This is a genomic window from Ornithinimicrobium pekingense DSM 21552, assembly GCF_000421185.1.
GTDB classification, from domain to species: domain Bacteria; phylum Actinomycetota; class Actinomycetes; order Actinomycetales; family Dermatophilaceae; genus Ornithinicoccus; species Ornithinicoccus pekingensis.
In genome coordinates this window covers 67,455-83,758 of the sequence record NZ_ATWJ01000008.1, presented here as the reverse complement: position 1 = coordinate 83,758, position 16,304 = coordinate 67,455, and the positions used below count along the sequence as shown (strand labels likewise).

Genomic DNA, 16,304 nt, shown 5'->3' with positions numbered 1-16,304 from the left:
CGTGGCCACCACCCTGCTCGGGCTCTCGCTCGAGGGCCGCCGGGTCGTGGCCGTCGGCGGAGGGCCGGTGTCGGCGCGCCGGGTGCAGGACCTGCTTGCCGACGGCGCGGAGGTGACCGTGGTCTCGCCCTCGCTGTGCAGCCTGCTCGCCGACCTGGCCGGCCGTGGCGCCCTGCTGTGGGTCCCCCGCCGCTATGCGGGCCCGGCCGACCTCCGGGGGGCCTGGCTGGTGCACACCGCCACCGGCGACCCGGCCGTGGACGCCCGTGTCGCGACCGACGCCGAGGAACGGCGCGTCTTCTGCGTGACGGCGGGCGAGGCTTCCCTGGGGACGGCGCAGGTCCCGGCCCGGGGCGAGGTGGCCCTGCCCGACGGCACGGTGCGGGTCGCGGTGCACGCCGGCGGCGACCCCCGCCGGGCCGTGGCGGTCCGGGACGCGGTCACCGACCACCTCCGCTCCGGTGCCGTGGACCTGCGGGCACGTCGTCCGCGGCGGGGGTGGGTCGCGCTCGTCGGCGCCGGCCCGGGTGACGACGGCCTGCTGACCCGGCGCGCCGCCCAGCTGCTGGCCTCGGCCGACGTCGTCGTGACCGACCGGCTGGTCCCTCAAGGGGTCCTGGAGGCGCTGCCCGGGACCGTGACCGTCGTGGACGTGGGCAAGACGCCGGGACACCATCTGGTCCCCCAGGACGAGATCAACCGGATCCTGGTCGAGCACGGCTCGGCCGGGCGCGGGGTCGTGCGGCTCAAGGGCGGAGACCCCTATGTGCTGGGCCGCGGCGGGGAGGAGCGGCTGGCCTGCGAGCGGGCAGGCGTGCCCGTCGAGGTCGTCCCCGGGGTGACCAGCGCGGTGTCGGTGCCGGCCGCCGCAGGGATCCCCGTCACGCACCGGGGCGTCGCCCGCGGCTTCACGGTGGTGACCGGTCACGAGCAGATCGCGGCGGTGCCGCCAGGTGCGGACCACACGCTCGTGCTGCTGATGGGCGTCGCCACCCTGCGCGAGACCGCCGCCCGCCTGGTGGCCCGCGGCCGGCCGGCCGGGTGCCCGGTGGGGATCGTCGAGCGCGGCTGGACCCCGGAGCAGCGCGTGACGCTCGGGACCCTCGCCGACATCGCCGACCTGGCCGAGCGGGTGGGCGTGGCGTCCCCCGCCGTGGTCGTCGTCGGGGACGTCGTGCGCCTGGCGCACGCCTGGCCCGCGGCCGTCCGTGCCGAGGCGGTCGCGTGACCACTCTGCTCCTCATCGCCCTCGCCGGCTTCGGCGCGCAGCTCGTCGACGGGTCCCTCGGGATGGGGTACGGCGTCACCTCCGCCTCCCTGCTGCTGGCCACGGGGCTCACTCCGGCTCTGGTGAGCGCCTCGGTCAACCTGGCGCAGCTGGGCACCACGCTGGCCTCGGGCGCCAGCCACTGGCGGGCCGGCAACGTCGACTGGACGATCGTGCGGCGCCTGGCGCTGCCGGGCGGCCTCGGTGGTCTGCTCGGGGCGACCCTGCTCACCTCCCTGCCCGCGACCGTCGCCCGCCCGGTCATGGCGGTCCTGCTGCTGCTGCTCGGGGTCGCGGTCGTCGTGCGCTTCCTCACCCGGCCCCCGGCGGCGGTGGCGGGCGCCACGGCCTGGGCCCGGCGGCGGCGGTTCCTCGGACCCCTGGGACTGGTCGGCGGCATCGTCAACGCCACCGGGGGCGGGGGATGGGGGCCGGTGGTCACGTCCACGCTGCTGACCACCGGTCCGGCCAGCCCGCGCCGGGTCATCGGCTCGGTGTCCGCCTCCGAGCTCGTGGTGACGGTGTGCGCCAGCGTCGGGTTCCTCGTCGGTCTGGGACTGTCCGGTCTGCACGCGGGGACCATCCTGGCGCTCATGGCCGGGGGCGTGCTGGCGGCCCCGGCCGCCGCGCTGCTGGCCGGCCGGATGCCCCCGGAGGTGCTCGGCGTGGCCGTCGGGGTGATGATCGTCAACCTCAACCTGGGCCCCGTGCTGGCGGTCGCGGGCGCGGGGGAGCTGGCCGGCGTCGCCCTGCGCCTCGCGGTGCTGGCGGTCTCGCTCCTGCTCGTCGCAGGCGTGGTCTCGCGCCGGCTGCTGCGGGCGCGGCGGGCGGCCCCCTCGGCGGCTCCCGAGCCGGCGGACACGGTCCTGCGGTGAGCCGTCCCGCGCGCACCCGTGCCCTTGTCGTCGCGGCCCACGGGACCGCCAGCGCCGAGGGACGCCGCGCCGTCGAGGAGTGCGCCGCCGCGGCGGCCGCCGACCTGCGCACCGAGCACGCGGTCGGCTACGTCGACGTCTGCGGTCCGACGCTGGAGGAGGTGCTGGCCCGCAGCACCGCGCCGGTCGTCGTGCCGCTCTTCCTGGCCTCCGGCTACCACGTGCGGCACGACGTGCCCGGCGCGGTGGCGGTGGCGCCCGACGCGACCGTGACTCCGGCGCTCGGGGACGCGGCCGAGGTGGTGACCGCTCTGGCGGACCGGGTGCTCGAGGCCTGCGGCGACCCCGGGGCGCCGCCCGACGCGGTGGTGCTCACCGCGGCCGGCTCCAGCGTCGACAGCGCCCGGGCCGAGGTGGTGCAGGTGTCGGGGCTGCTCGCGCGCCGCCTGGGCACGGCGGCCGGCACGGCATACCTCAGCGGTCCCGGTCCCCGGCCCCAGGAGGAGGTGCGCCGGCTGCGGGCGGCAGGGCACCGGCGGGTGGTGGTGGCGACCCACCTGCTCGCTCCCGGGCACTTCGTCGAGCGGGCCCGCCTCGCCGCCGGCGAGCTCGGGACGGTGGCCTCCGGCCCGTTGCTGGGTCACCCGGCGCTGACGGCGCTCGTCGTGCGCCGCTACGGCGAGGCGGGCACGGGAGCCTGACCCCGGCTGCCGGGGGGACAACCCCCGGCGGCCCGGGGGAGCCCCACCCGCCACCCGGAGGGGCAGCACCCTTCATCTGCGGCCGCGCCCGCGGTGTCCTGGATGCAGGACCCCCGGAGCCCGGGGGCGACGACCCCAGCAGCAGGAGCATCCATGTCCGCCGTGACCTGTCCGCAGAACCCGAGGACCGTGACGGCGGCCCACGACGATCCCGCCGGCGGGCGCTCCTGGGTGCGGGCGGTCGTGGCGGTGGTCGCCGTCGCGGTGGCCGTCGCCGTGCTGCTGCGGCAGGGCGTGCCACTCGACCAGGTCACGGTCTCGGGACGGGGCTGGGGCTGGGTGCTCGTCGCGGCGCTGCTGACCGCCGTCTCCTTCCTGGGTGCCGGGTGGAACCTGTCCGGGTTCGTGCCGGGCCGGCTCCTGCTGCGCCGCGTGGTCGCCGCCCAGGTGGTGGCCGCCGGGGCCCGGATCGTCACGCCGGCGGGGCTCGGCGCGCACGCCGTCAACCTGCGGCTCCTGCGCCGCAGCGGCGAGGACACGCCGGTCGCGGTCGGTGCGGTCGCCGGCGCCCAGGCGGCCCAGCTGGTGGTGACGGTCGTCCTGCTCGTGGCCGCGGCGCTGGCCCCCGGCCGCAGGTTGCCCGAGCTCGGTGCGCCCACGGCGACCGCGACGGTGGTCGTCGCGGTCGGCGCCGCAGCGCTGGCGGCCGGCCTGGCCTGGGCCGTGCGGGCACGACGACAGCAGGTTGTCGAGCAGCTGACCCACGTCCGTGCGGCCCTGCGCGTCGTCCTGCGCTCGCCGCGCCGGTGGCTGCAGGCGCTCGGGGGGGCGGTGCTGCTGTCGACCGCCCTGGCCGGGGCGCTGTGGGCCAGCGCGATGGCCGTGGGGACCGCGGTCCACCCGCTCGACGCGCTGGTGGTGGTCCTGGTCGGTGCCGGGGTGGGGTCGGCGGTCCCGACCCCCGGTGGGACGGGCGGGGTCGAGGCCGCCATGACGGCTGGGCTGGTCGCGGTCGGCACGCCCCTGGCGGCCGCCCTCCCGGCGGTCCTGCTCTACCGCCTGCTCTCCCTCTGGCTGCCCGTCCCGGTCGGCCTGGCCGCGGCGGTCCGGTTGCGTTCGGCGGGGGTGCTGTGAGGGGCGCGCCGTCCGGGCCGGCGGCTCCGGGGCCGGCCCGGCCTCATACCTCGTCGAGGGTGCGCTGGGTGAGCGGCTCGTCGCCGGCCGCGGCCGACTCGACCTCGTCCCAGGCGCGGGGCAGGGCGACCTGAGGACGCTCGCGCCCGCGCAGGGACCACGGGCAGATCGTCGTCTTGGCGCCGTTGTTCTGGCTCCAGTCCAGGAAGACCTTGCCGGGACGCAACGCCTTGGTCATCCGTGAGGTGATGAGACCGGGGTGCTCCTCCTCCAGGTGCTCGGCGAGGGCCTTGGCGACGGCGCTGACCTCGTCGGAGGACCGGGTGCCCTCGAGGTCGGCGTAGAGCTGCATGCCCTTGCTGCCGCTGGTGACCGGGTGCGCCGCGAGACCCACGCCCTCGAGGCGGTCACGCACGAGCAGCGCGACGCGCGCGCACTCCGCCAGCCCCGCGCCCGGACCGGGGTCGAGGTCGACCACCATGCGGTCCGGCGGCTGGGGCCGGCCGTCGTCGTCCACCCGCCACTGGGGCACGTGCAGCTCCAGGCTGCCGAGGTTGACCAGGTAGACGAGCCCGGCCAGGTCGGTGACCAGGGGGAAGGTCATGGTGTCGCGACCGCGCGACGAGCCGGGGGTGGGAACGGTGACCCGCGGCAACCAGTCGGGGGCCCCCGGCGGCAGGTTCTTCTCGAAGAAGTGGTCCTGGGCCACCCCCTCGGGCCAGCGGATCCGGGTCACCGGGCGCCCCTGGAGCTCGGGCAGGATCTGGTCGGCGTGGGTGACGTAGTAGGTCAGCACCTCGCCCTTGGTGGTGCCGGTCGAGGGGTAGAGCACCTTGTCCAGGTTGCTCACCCTCAGCGTGCGTCCGGCGACGCTGACGGACTGGCTGCTCACGGCTCCTCCAGGAGGTCCTCGGGGGTCAGGTCGGGGCGCACGCCCTGGAACGAGGGCTGTCTCAGGCGGCCGTCGGCGGTCACGCCCAGCGCGGCCACGTCGATGACGACCTGCGGCTCCAGCCAGGTCGAGCCGGCCGCCTCGGGGCGCGGGATGTCGGCGGTGAAGGGGTATGCCGCGCGCGGCACCTCCTCCAGGCGGGCGAGGAGCGTCGACCCGGCCCGCCCGGCGAGGCCGCTGCCCACCCGGCCGCGGTAGTCCAGCAGCAACCGGCCCCACGGATCCACCGCGGGCGCACCCGTGCCGTCGTCGACCGGCACGCCGACGTGCACCGCACCCAACCGGGCCGCGGTGCCGGTCTGGGGGCGCCAACCGCCGACGACGACGCTGCGGACGTCGCGGTGCGGGAACTTCAGCCAGTCGGTGCTGCGGACCCCCGGCTGGTAGGTCGCGTCCCGCCGCTTGCTCACCACCCCCTCCAGGCCCTGGTCGGCCGTGGCCGCGAGCAGCTCGCGGCCGTCGACGTAGACGGGCGGCACCTGCACGCCGGGGACGCCGTCGAGCAGGTCCTCCAGCGCGGCGCGGCGGGCCGACCACGGCAGGGCGGTGAGGTCCATCCCGTCCAGCCGCAGCAGGTCGAAGGCCAGGTAGGTCACCGGGCGGGTCCGGGCCAGCCGGCCGGCCGCGGCGGCGGAGGCCGTGTGGACCCGGTCGACGACGTGGCTGAACGACGGACGACCGCCGATCATCGTCACCGCCTCGCCGTCGAGCAGGACGTCGTCGCACAGGTCGGCCAGGGCCCGCAGCTCGGGAAGGGCGACCGCGATGTCGCGGCCGCTGCGGGTGAGCAGCCGCAGCCGCCCGCCGGTGACGTCGGCGAGCAGCCGGATGCCGTCCCACTTGACCTCGTGCACCCAGGCCGGTCCCGCTGGCGGACCGGTCCGCGGGTCACCGTGGGTGGCGAGCATGGGGCGCATGGGTCCATCCTTGTCCAATGCGAGCGATCTGGAAGGGAGCGGTCTCGTTCGGGCTGGTCAACGTCCCCGTGCGGCTCTACTCCGCGACCGAGAACCACGACATCAGCCTGCACCAGGTGCGCGCCAGCGACGGCAGCCGGATCCGCTACAAGCGGGTCGCGCAGGCAGACGGCGAGGAGGTCCCCTACAAGGAGATCGCCAAGGCCTACGAGACGGAGGACGGGCGGACCGTCGTCCTCACCGACGAGGACCTCGCCGCCCTGCCCAACCGCTCCAGCAAGGAGATCGAGGTCGAGCGGTTCGTGCCGATCGACCAGATCGACCCGATCCTGTTCGACAAGCCCTACTTCATCGAGCCCGACGCCATGGGGGCCAAGGCCTACGGCCTCCTGCGAGAGGCGCTGCGCGAGTCCGACCGGGTCGCCGTGGTGACCGTCTCGCTGCGCACGCGGATGACCATGGCGGTGCTGCGGGTCGTCGACGACGTCATCGTCCTGCAGACCCTGCTGTGGCCCGACGAGGTCCGTGACTCCGCCCGTCTCGACAACCTCGACCAGGTCAGCGAGCCCAAGGAGGCCGAGGTCGCCATGGCGCGGATGCTCGTCGACTCGATGGCCGGCGACTTCGAGCCGGAGGGGCACGTCGACGACTTCAAGGAGGCGTTGGAGGCGCTCGTGCAGAGCAAGATCGAGGGTGGCGACGTCACCGAGGCGCCGGAGTCGGAGGAGGAGGCCGAGTCCGGAGAGGTCGTGGACCTGCTGGCCGCGCTGCAGCGCTCGGTCGACCGCGCCAAGAAGGGGCGCGGCGAGAAGACGGACGACGCCGACGCCAAGAAGGCCGCCGGCTCGACCACGGGCTCGGGCTCGAAGGGGTCGACGGCCACGAAGGCCGCGGCGAAGAAGTCCACCGCCAAGCCCGCCGCGAAGAAGTCGACGGCCCGCAAGAGCACGGCCAAGAAGGCGGGCTGAACGGGACCGGCGCCGGGGTCAGGGGGCGGTGGTCTGCGCCGCGTCCTGCTCCTCCTCGACCGCGCGCCGCGGGCTGCAGCCCAGGGTGCGGTCCAGGTTCTTGGCGGTCTCGGTCAGCGCGCGCTCCAGGTGCTCGGTCGCCTCGGCGTCGGTCTCGCCGAGCGACTCGGCCACCAGGGAGTAGGGGATCTTCTCGGTGGCGCTGGTCGCGTCCGGGGCGGTGCACAGCGTCAGCCCGGTGACCAGCCCGGGGGAGACGAAGGAGACCCCCAGGTGGTCGGGGCCCGGCTCGACACCCTCCGCGCCCTCGGCCCGGGCGCGCGCGGCGGTGCGCGCCTCCTCGCCGAGCTCGATGCTCAGCCGGATCACCGGCTCCTGCTCGCCGGCGCCGCCGACGAGCACGTCGCACACCCAGGAGTCCTCGTCGTCCACCGAGATGAGCTCGCGCGGGGTCTGCGCCTCGCCGCCGGCGGCCAGCTCGACGGCCGTGGGGCTGACGTACTGGCACATCCATCCCTGGTTGCCGGCCTGCCCCTCGAGCCCGTCGTCGGTGGCGTTCGCGGTGTCCTCGGCCGTGGGCCGGGGGTCGGCGTCCTCGGAGGTGCAGGCGCCCGCCAGGAGGGCGAGCCCGGCGAGGACCGCCGGGAGGGTCAGGGTGCGGGTGCGCATGGCGGGACATGCTAGGTCCACGACCTGTGGGCGGCCAACAGGGTGCGGTGGCGTTATGCCGGGGGCGAACACGGCACCGTCCTGGAACACCGTGGGCGCTCGCGGACGTTGAGGCTCTCAGACGCAACGTAGAGTGGAAGCACGCCCGCGCGCACGTGGGCACGTCAGTGCTAGCCCACCGACCGCGTGCCACGACGGAAGTCAAGGAGTGACGATGTTCGAACGGTTCACCGACCGCGCCAGGCGGGTGGTGGTGCTCGCGCAGGAAGAGGCGCGGCTGCTCAACCACAACTACATCGGGACCGAGCACCTGCTGCTCGGGCTCATCCACGAGGGCGAGGGCGTCGCCGCCAAGGCGCTGGAGTCCCTGGGGATCTCGCTGGACGCCGTCCGCGAGCAGGTCCAGGAGATCATCGGCCAGGGCCAGCAGTCGCCGACCGGCCACATCCCCTTCACCCCCCGGGCCAAGAAGGTCCTGGAGCTCTCGCTGCGCGAGGGCCTCCAGCTGGGCCACAACTACATCGGCACCGAGCACCTGCTGCTCGGCCTCATCCGCGAGGGCGAGGGCGTCGCGGCCCAGGTGCTGGTCAAGCTCGGAGCCGACCTCAACCGGGTCCGCCAGCAGGTCATCCAGCTGCTCTCGGGGTACCAGGGCAAGGAGACCGCCAGCGCGGGCGTGGGCCCCTCCGGCGGCCCCGAGGGCCAGCAGGCCGGCTCGCTGGTGCTCGACCAGTTCGGTCGCAACCTGACCCAGGCCGCCCGCGAGGGCAAGCTGGACCCGGTCATCGGGCGGGAGAAGGAGATCGAGCGGGTCATGCAGGTGCTGTCCCGCCGCACCAAGAACAACCCGGTGCTGATCGGCGAGCCCGGCGTCGGCAAGACCGCCGTCGTCGAGGGCCTGGCCCAGGACATCGTCCGCGGCGAGGTGCCCGAGACGCTCAAGGACAAGCAGCTCTACACCCTCGACCTCGGCGCGCTGGTCGCCGGCAGCCGCTACCGCGGTGACTTCGAGGAGCGCCTCAAGAAGGTGCTCAAGGAGATCCGCACCCGCGGCGACATCATCCTGTTCATCGACGAGATCCACACCCTCGTCGGGGCCGGAGCCGCCGAGGGCGCGATCGACGCCGCGAGCATCCTCAAGCCGATGCTGGCGCGCGGCGAGCTGCAGACGATCGGTGCGACCACCCTCGACGAGTACCGCAAGCACATCGAGAAGGACGCCGCGCTGGAGCGCCGTTTCCAGCCGATCCAGGTCAACGAGCCGACGCTGTCGCACGCGATCGAGATCCTCAAGGGCCTGCGCGACCGCTACGAGGCCCACCACCGCGTCTCCATCACCGACGGCGCCCTGGTGGCCGCCGCGACGATGGCCGACCGCTACATCAACGACCGCTTCCTGCCGGACAAGGCGATCGACCTCATCGACGAGGCGGGAGCGCGACTGCGCATCCGCCGGATGACCGCGCCGCCGGACCTGCGCGACTTCGACGACAAGATCGCGCACGCCAAGCGCGAGAAGGAGTCGGCGATCGACGCCCAGGACTTCGAGAAGGCGGCCCGGCTGCGCGACGAGGAGCACAAGCTCACCCAGGCGCGCGCCGAGCGGGAGAAGGAGTGGAAGAACGGTGACATGGACGTCGTCGCCGAGGTCGACGACGAGCTGATCGCCGAGGTCCTCGCCGCCGCGACGGGCATCCCGGTCTTCAAGCTCACCGAGGAGGAGTCCAGCCGGCTGCTCCACATGGAGGACGAGCTGCACAAGCGGATCATCGGCATGGACGACGCGATCGGCGCGCTGTCCCAGGCCATCCGCCGCACCCGCGCCGGCCTGAAGGACCCCCGCCGTCCGGGCGGCTCGTTCATCTTCGCCGGGCCCACGGGCGTCGGCAAGACCGAGCTGGCCAAGACGCTGGCGGAGTTCCTCTTCGGCGACGAGGACGCGCTCATCACCCTCGACATGTCGGAGTTCTCCGAGAAGCACACCGTCTCGCGGATGTTCGGCTCGCCCCCCGGCTACGTCGGCTACGAGGAGGGCGGCCAGCTGACCGAGAAGGTGCGGCGCAAGCCGTTCTCGGTCGTGCTCTTCGACGAGATCGAGAAGGCGCACCCGGACATCTTCAACAGCCTGCTGCAGATCCTGGAGGACGGTCGCCTGACCGACTCCCAGGGCCGGATGGTCGACTTCAAGAACACCGTCATCATCATGACCACCAACCTGGGCACCCGGGACATCTCCAAGGGCGTCTCGCTCGGCTTCTCGGCCGGGCCCGACACCCAGAGCAGCTACGAGCGCATGAAGAACAAGGTGCAGGACGAGCTCAAGCAGCACTTCCGCCCCGAGTTCCTCAACCGCGTGGACGACACCATCGTCTTCCCGCAGCTGTCGCAGTCCGAGATCGTCCAGATCGTGGACCTGATGATCGCCCGCCTCGACGAGCGCCTCAAGGACAAGGACATGGCCATCGAGCTCACGTCCGCGGCCAAGGACCTGCTCGCCAAGAAGGGCTACGACCCGGTGCTGGGCGCCCGGCCGCTGCGCCGCGCCATCCAGCGCGAGATCGAGGACCAGCTCTCCGAGAAGATCCTCTTCGGCGAGATCGGCCCCGGCCAGATCGTGCTCGTCGACGTCGAGGACACCGGCGGCCAGGACAAGACCCGCGACAAGGTCTTCACCTTCAAGGGCCAGCCCAAGCCCTCGGCGGTCCCGGACACCCTGCCGGTGGCCGAGGCCGGCGTCGGCGGCACCGCCACCACCCCGGAGGGTGGCGAGCAGGCAGGCTGACGTCCGACCCGGGTGGGCGTGCCGTCCGCGCACGGCATACCCACCACCGCACCTGCAAGGGGGCGTCCGCCGGTCAGGCGGGCGCCCCCTCGCCGTTAGGGTTGCGGGTATGACGTTGCGCGAGGCCACCCCCGACGAACGCTCCTCCTGGGACGACCTGGTGTGGGGCAACCCGGGCGGACCCGAGCTCTACCAGCTCGACTCCTACGCGCAGATCAAGGCGCCGGTATGGCGTGCCCGTCACCTCGTGCACGAGCACGACGGCCGGCCCGCGGTGCACGCGCTCTACCTCTACCGGGCGGTGCCGCCGTTCGGCGAGCTCTGGTACTGCCCGATGGGTCCGCGGGTGGCCGACGCCGACCACGCCCGGGCGTGCTTCGAGGACCTGCGGGCGACGGGCATCGGCACGCCGTTCGCGGTGGTGCTCGAGCCGTCGGTGCCGGCCGAGGGGCCGCAGGACCGCGAGCAGCTCATCGCCTCGGTCCCCGGGATGCGCGAGCACCCCGACCTGCAGCAGGGCCAGCACACGGTGCTGGTCGACCTGCGACCCGACGAGGAGGAGATCCTCGCCTCCTTCCGTCAGCGGGCCCGCCGGCACATCCGCAAGACCGACGAGGCCGTCGTGGAGCACCGCACCGACGAGGAGGCCTTCGCCACGATGTGGACGCTCTACGCCGAGACGATGGAGCGGGCCGGTGTCGAGCGCCGGTCCCAGGACTACCACCAGGGGATCTGGCGCCGCTACGTCGACGCCGGGCAGGGCCACTTCGTGCTGGCCCGCCCGCGCGAGGGTGGCGACGTGGAGGCCGGGGCCTTCGTCATCCACCGCGGCGAGCTGGGCTACTACAAGGACGGCGGGTCGCTGCGGACGCGCGACAGCAACGGTCTGCAGTACCGCGTCCAGTGGGAGGCCATGCGCTGGTGCAAGCAGCACGGCGCGAGCACCTACGACATGTACGGCGCTCCGCCCTCGTGGGCCGCCGAGGACGAGTCGCACAAGCTGCACCCGCTGGTGCAGTTCAAGACCGCCTTCGGCCCGATCACCGACCAGGTCGGCACCATGCAGCTGGTCCTGAAGCCGCGGGTCTTCCGGGTGTGGGACCGCGTCGGGATGCCGGTCTACCGGCGCCTGACCGCGAGGGCCAACCCGCTCTTCTACTGATCGCCCCCGACCGCCGGTGAGCACCTTCGACCTGGCGCGCATCGGGACGGGCCTGCCCTTCGTCGCCGCGCTGCCCCAGCTGCGCGAGGCCCTGGACGGCCGCGGCGTCGCCGTCGTCCGCGCGGAGCCGGGGGCGGGCAAGACCACGCTGGTCCCGCCCGCGGTGGCGGACCTGCTGGAGGTGAGGGGCGCAGACGCGCGGCGCGTCGTCGTCACCGGGCCGCGGCGGGTCGTCGTGCAGGCCGCGGCCCGCCGGCTGGCCGCGCTGACCGGGACGCGGGTCGGGGGGCCCGTGGGCAGCACCGTGCGCGGGGAGCGCCAGGTCGGGCGGGACACGGTGGTCGAGCACGTCACCGCCGGCGTCCTGGTGCGGCGGCTGCTGTCCGACCCCGAGCTCGTCGGCACCGGTGCGGTCGTCCTCGACGAGGTGCACGAGCGGGGCCTGGACACCGACCTGCTGGTCGGGATGCTCGCCGAGGTCCGCGCACTGCGCCCGGACCTGGTGCTGGTCGCGATGTCGGCGACCCTGGACGTCCCGGCCCTCGCGGAGGTCCTCGGGAGCGACGACGGGCCGGCACCGGTCGTCGACCACCCCTCCGCGCAGCACCCGCTCGAGGTGGTGTGGACGCCCCCGCCCGTCCCACGGCTCGACGCACGGGGCGTCACGGACGCCTTCCTCGACCACGTCTCCCGGACGACGACCGAGATGCACGCCCGGGCCCTGGCCGCCGACTCCGGTGCCGACGCCCTGGTCTTCGTCCCGGGGGTCCGGGAGGTCGACCGGGTGGTGGAGCAGGTGTCCCGGCTCGCGCGCGGCACGGAGGTGCTGGCCCTGCACGGCCGGCTCGACCTGCGTGCGCAGGACCGCGCGGTCGCCGGCCGAGGTCCCGGGGACCCGCCGCGGGTCGTCGTCGCGACCGCGCTGGCGGAGTCGTCCCTGACCGTGCCGGGCGTGCGCCTGGTCGTGGACGCCGGCCTGGCCCGGGTGCCGCGCCGGGACCTGCGGCGGGACATGTCGGGGCTGGTCACGGTCCAGGCGTCCCGCGCGGCGATGACGCAGCGGGCCGGGCGGGCGGCGCGGCTGGGACCTGGGACCGTGGTGCGCTGTCTGGATGAGACCACCTTCGCGCACGCGCCGGAACACGCCGCACCCGAGATCTCCTCCTCAGACCTCACCGGCGCCCTGCTCACGCTGGCGGCCTGGGGCTCGCCGCGCGGCGAGGGTATGCCGTTGCTCACGGCGCCTCCGCCCGCGGCGGTCCGGGCCGCGGAGCAGGTGCTGCACGACCTCGGCCTCGTCGACGCCGACGGCCGGACCACCGAGCTCGGGGTGCGGGCCGGGAGGGTGCCGGCCGACCCCCGGCTGGCCAGGGCTCTGCTGGCCGGGGCGCCGCTCGTCGGCGCCCGCGCCGCGGCCGAGGTCGTGGCCACGCTCGCCGACGACCACCGGGCCCCGGACGGTGACCTCGCCGGTCTCGTGTCCGCGCTGCGGTCGGGCCGGGCGCCCGGGGCCGCGCGATGGCGTGGCGAGGTCGTGCGGCTCCGGCGATGGGCCGAGGACGCGGTGCCCCGCCACGACGTGCCTGGCCACGACGTGCCCGGCCTCGTCACCGCGCTGGCCCACCCCTCCCGCGTGGCCCGGCGGGACGGGTCCACCTGGCTGCTGGCCTCCGGCACCCGGGCGGCACTGCCTCCGGGCAGCCCCCTGCAGTCCTTCGACTGGGTCGCCGTCGCCGACGTCACGCGGACCGAGGGACGTGCCGCCGCCGGGACGGGCGCGGTGATCCGGCTCGCGGCCGGCCTGGGCGCGGACGGCATCGACCTCGCCACAGGCGCGCTGCGCACCCGGGAGGTCCGGGCCGCGTTCGTCGACGGCAGGGTCGTCGCCCGCGAGGTGGACGCGATCGGGGCGATCGAGCTGGCCGCCACCCCGGTACGCCCGTCGCAGGAGGCCGGCGCCCGCGCCGTCGCCGACGCCCTGGCCCGCGACGGGCTCGGCATCCTGACGTGGTCGGGGACGGCCGACGCGCTCCGTCGGCGGATGGCCCTGCTCCACCGCGTGCTGGGCGACCCCTGGCCCGACGTCTCGGAGGCGGCCCTGGCGGCCCGCGCCGAGGAGTGGCTCGGTCCGGAGCTGCGACGGCTCGCGGCCGGGACGCCCGTCGACCGCGTCGACCTGGCCGACCCCCTGCGCCGGCTGCTGCCCTGGCCCCGGGCAGCACGCCTGGACGAGCTGGCCCCGGAGCGGCTCCCCGTGCCCAGCGGGTCACGCGTCGCGGTGACCTACCCCCCGCACGACGACCCTGACGCCCGACCGGTCGTCGCCGTCAAGCTGCAGGAGTGCTTCGGGCTGGCCGACACGCCGCGGCTCGTCGACGGGCGGGTCGCGACCCTCTTCCACCTGCTCAGCCCGGCCGGACGGCCGCTGGCGGTGACCGACGACCTGCGGTCCTTCTGGGCCGGCCCCTACGCCCAGGTCCGCGCGGAGATGCGCGGCCGCTACCCCCGGCACCCGTGGCCGGAGGACCCCTGGTCGGCCCCCGCGACCGCACGCACCAACCGGCGGCGCTGACGCAGCGGGGGACTCACCAGAAGGCGTCGCCGGGCTCGCGGCGCTGCACCCGCGCGACGACGCGCTCCCCGACCCGCTGCCACACGGCATACCGGCGTGGCCGCAGGACCAGGTCCCAGGCCCCGACCCAGTCGGTGACCTCCTTGGTGAACCCGCGCTTGAACTTGCCGATGCCGTGCCGCGAGTTGGTCGGGTCGTCCAGCTGGCTGGAGTGCGGGACACCGACGAGGTCGTAGGTGCGGGCGCCCTGCTCGATCGCCCAGCGCATCCCCTCGTACTGCACCAGCTGGCTGGCGCCCGGGACGGGACGGTCGCGCAGGCTGGCGCCCTCCTTGTACTCCGCGTGGTCGCCGATGCAGGTGATGAGCGCCGATGCCACCGGCTGGCCGCCGGCGCGTGCGACGAGCACCTGCGCGTTGCCGCCGCGCACCATGATCTGCCAGGAGCGCACGTGGTAGTCCTTGCCGCGGACGCCGAGCTCCTGGTCGCGCACGACGTCCTGCCACAGCTCCCACATCGTCTCGTAGGTCTGCGGGGTGTCCGGGGCACGGACCACCTCGACCCCGTCGCGCATCGCGCGACGCACCATGTTGCGGGTCTTGGAGGGGTATGCCGCCAGCAGCTCGTCCTCGGTCGGCGGCAGGGGGAAGACGACCGTGGACGAGTGCGGCTGGACCGGGTCGGTGCGCACCAGACCCAGCGAGGCGAGCCCGGCGAGGCTGTCCTGCGTCTCGGGGATCTCCGGCTCCATCCGGACGAAGAGGACGCCCTCGGCCCGTGCGCTCTCGCGCAGGTGGGGCAGCACGTCGCGCAGCCGGGCCACGTCGGCGACGCAGGGGCCCTTGGGGACGTACCAGACCTTCCCGAAGCCGGGGGCCGGCTTCTCGTGGATCGTCATCGCCACGCCGTCGGCCACGGCATACCTGGGCTCCCAGCGGGCCATCCGCTTGACCTCGCCGAGCTCGTGGCTCTGGAAGATGTTGCCGCCGGCGGGGGTGGCGGCGATCCGGTCGTCCCACTCCTGCGCGGTGGGGGAGGTCACGAAGGTCAGGGCCATGGCGCTCACCTTACGGTCAGCCGGTGCCCCGGCCGTGCGACGCCTAGACTCCGGAGGCGTGACCACTTCGACGACCGGCGCCGACGCCGCCCAGACGGCCGCGGTACGGCGTGCCCTCGCCGAGGCCTCCGGCACGGACGCCGCTGACTGGCACCTCGTCAGCAAGGCGCGGCACGGCCTGCTCGTGGTCTTCCGGGCCGTCGCCCGGCACGCCGGCGGCCACGGGGAGGTCGTCACCCAGCCGTTCACGTGCGCCACCGCCGTGGCGCCGATCGTCACCGCCGGCCTGCGCCCCCGCTACGCCGACCTCGACCCCGACACGATGGCGATCGACCCGGCGACGGTGCACCGGGTCGTGTCTGGGCAGACCCGGGCCGTCGTGGCCCAGCACACCTTCGGCCGGGCCGCCCCGGTCGCCCGCCTGCGCGACCTGGCCCCGGAGGGTGCGCTGCTCGTCGAGGACGCGGCCCACTGCCTGGGCGACCTGGGCCGGGACCGCGCGGGTGCGCCCGCCGCCGACGTGTCGGTGCACAGCTTCGGGGTCGAGAAGATGCTGCCCACCCGCGCCGGGGGTGCCGTGTGGGTCAACCCCGCCCTGCGCGGGACGCCCTGGCACCCGCTGCTCACGGCGGCGCTCACCGCTCTGCCGACCGGCGGCCGTCGGGAGACCGTCGCCCACGTCGTCGGCACCCCCGCGCGCCGGGTGGCGGGCCGCCTGGGCGGACCGGGTGCCCGGGCGCTCGCGCTCGCCGCGTCCGCCGGGCTGGTCGACCTGGCGATCATGCCCTCCGAGCGGCAGGGCCGGGTCGCGGGAAAGCCGGCCGCGCTCTCCGGGCCGGCGCTGCGCGACGTGGCGCGGGCCGTGCCCTCCCTGGGGCGCTCCGCCGAGCACCGGCGCCGCATCGCCACGCTCTACCGGGTCGGGCTCGCCGGCGTGCCGGGCGTGGTGGTCCCACGACTGCTCGACGACCCCGGGGTGACGCTCGTGCGCTACCCGCTGCTGCTGTCGTCGCCGGGCAGGGCCGAGGCGGCGTTCGCCGCGCTGCAGGCCGAGGGGCTGGTCCCGGGCCGGTGGTACCGGCCCACCCTGTTCCCCGGCGTCGACCCCGCCGACTTCGCCTACGACCCCGCGGCCAGCCCCGTGGCCGAGGACGTCGCCTCCCGGGTGCTCAACCTGCAGACCGCCGAGTTCGTCACGCCGGAGGCGGCCAGGAGGACGGTCGAGGTGGTCCGGGCCCACCTGTGAGC

Annotated in this window: 13 protein-coding genes; 9 read left to right on the top strand and 4 right to left on the bottom strand. The window is 75.0% G+C overall.

The genetic code is table 11. From position 1 onward, the window contains the following. The first annotated feature begins 1 nt into the window (after position 1). The 4 genes from cobA to K330_RS0105810 all read left to right on the top strand — a co-directional run bounded on the left by cobA (position 2) and on the right by K330_RS0105810 (position 3,977). On the top strand, positions 2–1,228 hold the full coding sequence (gene cobA, locus K330_RS19420) for a uroporphyrinogen-III C-methyltransferase (protein WP_022920909.1): 1,227 nt from the start codon (positions 2–4) through the stop codon (positions 1,226–1,228). After that, entirely contained in the window at positions 1,225–2,142 is a 918-nt protein-coding gene (locus K330_RS19415; RefSeq protein ID WP_022920908.1) for a sulfite exporter TauE/SafE family protein, read from the top strand. Before cobA ends, K330_RS19415 begins: the two co-directional genes overlap by 4 nt. Beyond that, positions 2,139–2,843, top strand: a complete 705-nt coding sequence (locus tag K330_RS19410) for a sirohydrochlorin chelatase (protein WP_040657786.1) — start codon at positions 2,139–2,141, stop codon at positions 2,841–2,843. The genes K330_RS19415 and K330_RS19410 overlap by 4 nt, the downstream gene beginning before the upstream one ends. A gap of 153 nt (positions 2,844–2,996) precedes the next feature. Continuing rightward, positions 2,997–3,977: a lysylphosphatidylglycerol synthase domain-containing protein gene (locus tag K330_RS0105810; RefSeq protein WP_022920906.1), complete on the top strand. Its 981-nt coding sequence runs from the start codon at positions 2,997–2,999 to the stop codon at positions 3,975–3,977. 43 nt (positions 3,978–4,020) lie between these two features. On the opposite strand, the gene ligD (K330_RS0105805) is transcribed toward K330_RS0105810, so the two are convergent. Together ligD (K330_RS0105805) and ligD (K330_RS0105800) are read right to left on the bottom strand one after the other, a co-directional pair. Beyond that, the gene (gene ligD, locus K330_RS0105805) at positions 4,021–4,869 is read right to left on the bottom strand and encodes a non-homologous end-joining DNA ligase (protein ID WP_022920905.1); all 849 of its coding nucleotides are present in this window, start codon (positions 4,867–4,869) and stop codon (positions 4,021–4,023) included. Continuing rightward, positions 4,866–5,846 carry a non-homologous end-joining DNA ligase gene (ligD, locus tag K330_RS0105800; protein WP_022920904.1) on the bottom strand — a complete coding sequence of 327 codons (981 nt, stop codon included), beginning with the start codon at positions 5,844–5,846 and terminating at the stop codon, positions 4,866–4,868. The genes ligD (K330_RS0105805) and ligD (K330_RS0105800) overlap by 4 nt, the downstream gene beginning before the upstream one ends. A gap of 17 nt (positions 5,847–5,863) precedes the next feature. On the opposite strand from ligD (K330_RS0105800), the gene ku reads away from it, so the two are divergent. Further along, positions 5,864–6,814, top strand: coding sequence for a non-homologous end joining protein Ku (gene ku, locus K330_RS0105795; protein WP_022920903.1), 951 nt, complete (start codon positions 5,864–5,866; stop codon positions 6,812–6,814). Between the two features lie 18 nt (positions 6,815–6,832). Here the strand turns inward: ku and K330_RS0105790 are convergent, their stop codons facing one another. Continuing rightward, positions 6,833–7,483, bottom strand: coding sequence for a hypothetical protein (locus K330_RS0105790; RefSeq protein ID WP_022920902.1), 651 nt, complete (start codon positions 7,481–7,483; stop codon positions 6,833–6,835). A gap of 214 nt (positions 7,484–7,697) precedes the next feature. On the opposite strand from K330_RS0105790, the gene K330_RS19405 reads away from it, so the two are divergent. The 3 genes from K330_RS19405 (at position 7,698) to hrpB (ending at position 13,999) form a co-directional block, all read left to right on the top strand. After that, positions 7,698–10,265: an ATP-dependent Clp protease ATP-binding subunit gene (locus K330_RS19405; protein WP_022920901.1), complete on the top strand. Its 2,568-nt coding sequence runs from the start codon at positions 7,698–7,700 to the stop codon at positions 10,263–10,265. A gap of 109 nt (positions 10,266–10,374) precedes the next feature. Continuing rightward, positions 10,375–11,427 (top strand): lipid II:glycine glycyltransferase FemX, encoded by a 1,053-nt coding sequence (locus K330_RS0105780; protein WP_022920900.1) that lies wholly within the window; start codon positions 10,375–10,377, stop codon positions 11,425–11,427. A 16-nt stretch (positions 11,428–11,443) separates the two neighbouring features. After that, the gene (hrpB, locus tag K330_RS0105775) at positions 11,444–13,999 is read left to right on the top strand and encodes an ATP-dependent helicase HrpB (RefSeq protein ID WP_022920899.1); all 2,556 of its coding nucleotides are present in this window, start codon (positions 11,444–11,446) and stop codon (positions 13,997–13,999) included. Between the two features lie 13 nt (positions 14,000–14,012). Here hrpB and K330_RS0105770 read toward each other — a convergent pair whose 3' ends face one another. Continuing rightward, on the bottom strand, positions 14,013–15,056 hold the full coding sequence (locus tag K330_RS0105770; RefSeq protein ID WP_022920898.1) for a lipid II:glycine glycyltransferase FemX: 1,044 nt from the start codon (positions 15,054–15,056) through the stop codon (positions 14,013–14,015). Between the two features lie 58 nt (positions 15,057–15,114). On the opposite strand from K330_RS0105770, the gene K330_RS23590 reads away from it, so the two are divergent. Next, entirely contained in the window at positions 15,115–16,302 is a 1,188-nt protein-coding gene (locus K330_RS23590) for a DegT/DnrJ/EryC1/StrS family aminotransferase (RefSeq protein WP_022920897.1), read from the top strand. Positions 16,303–16,304: the final 2 nt, after the last annotated feature.

What these genes read in the sequence shown, in the direction of transcription:
- K330_RS0105810 (WP_022920906.1), top strand. Translation starts at nt 2,997, where the DNA reads ATGTCCGCCGTGACCTGTCCGCAGAACCCGAGGACCGTGACGGCGGCC.
- ligD (WP_022920904.1), bottom strand. Translation starts at nt 5,846, where the DNA reads ATGCGCCCCATGCTCGCCACCCACGGTGACCCGCGGACCGGTCCGCCA.
- ku (WP_022920903.1), top strand. Translation starts at nt 5,864, where the DNA reads ATGCGAGCGATCTGGAAGGGAGCGGTCTCGTTCGGGCTGGTCAACGTC.
- K330_RS0105790 (WP_022920902.1), bottom strand. Translation starts at nt 7,483, where the DNA reads ATGCGCACCCGCACCCTGACCCTCCCGGCGGTCCTCGCCGGGCTCGCC.
- K330_RS19405 (WP_022920901.1), top strand. Translation starts at nt 7,698, where the DNA reads ATGTTCGAACGGTTCACCGACCGCGCCAGGCGGGTGGTGGTGCTCGCG.
- K330_RS0105780 (WP_022920900.1), top strand. Translation starts at nt 10,375, where the DNA reads ATGACGTTGCGCGAGGCCACCCCCGACGAACGCTCCTCCTGGGACGAC.
- K330_RS0105770 (WP_022920898.1), bottom strand. Translation starts at nt 15,056, where the DNA reads ATGGCCCTGACCTTCGTGACCTCCCCCACCGCGCAGGAGTGGGACGAC.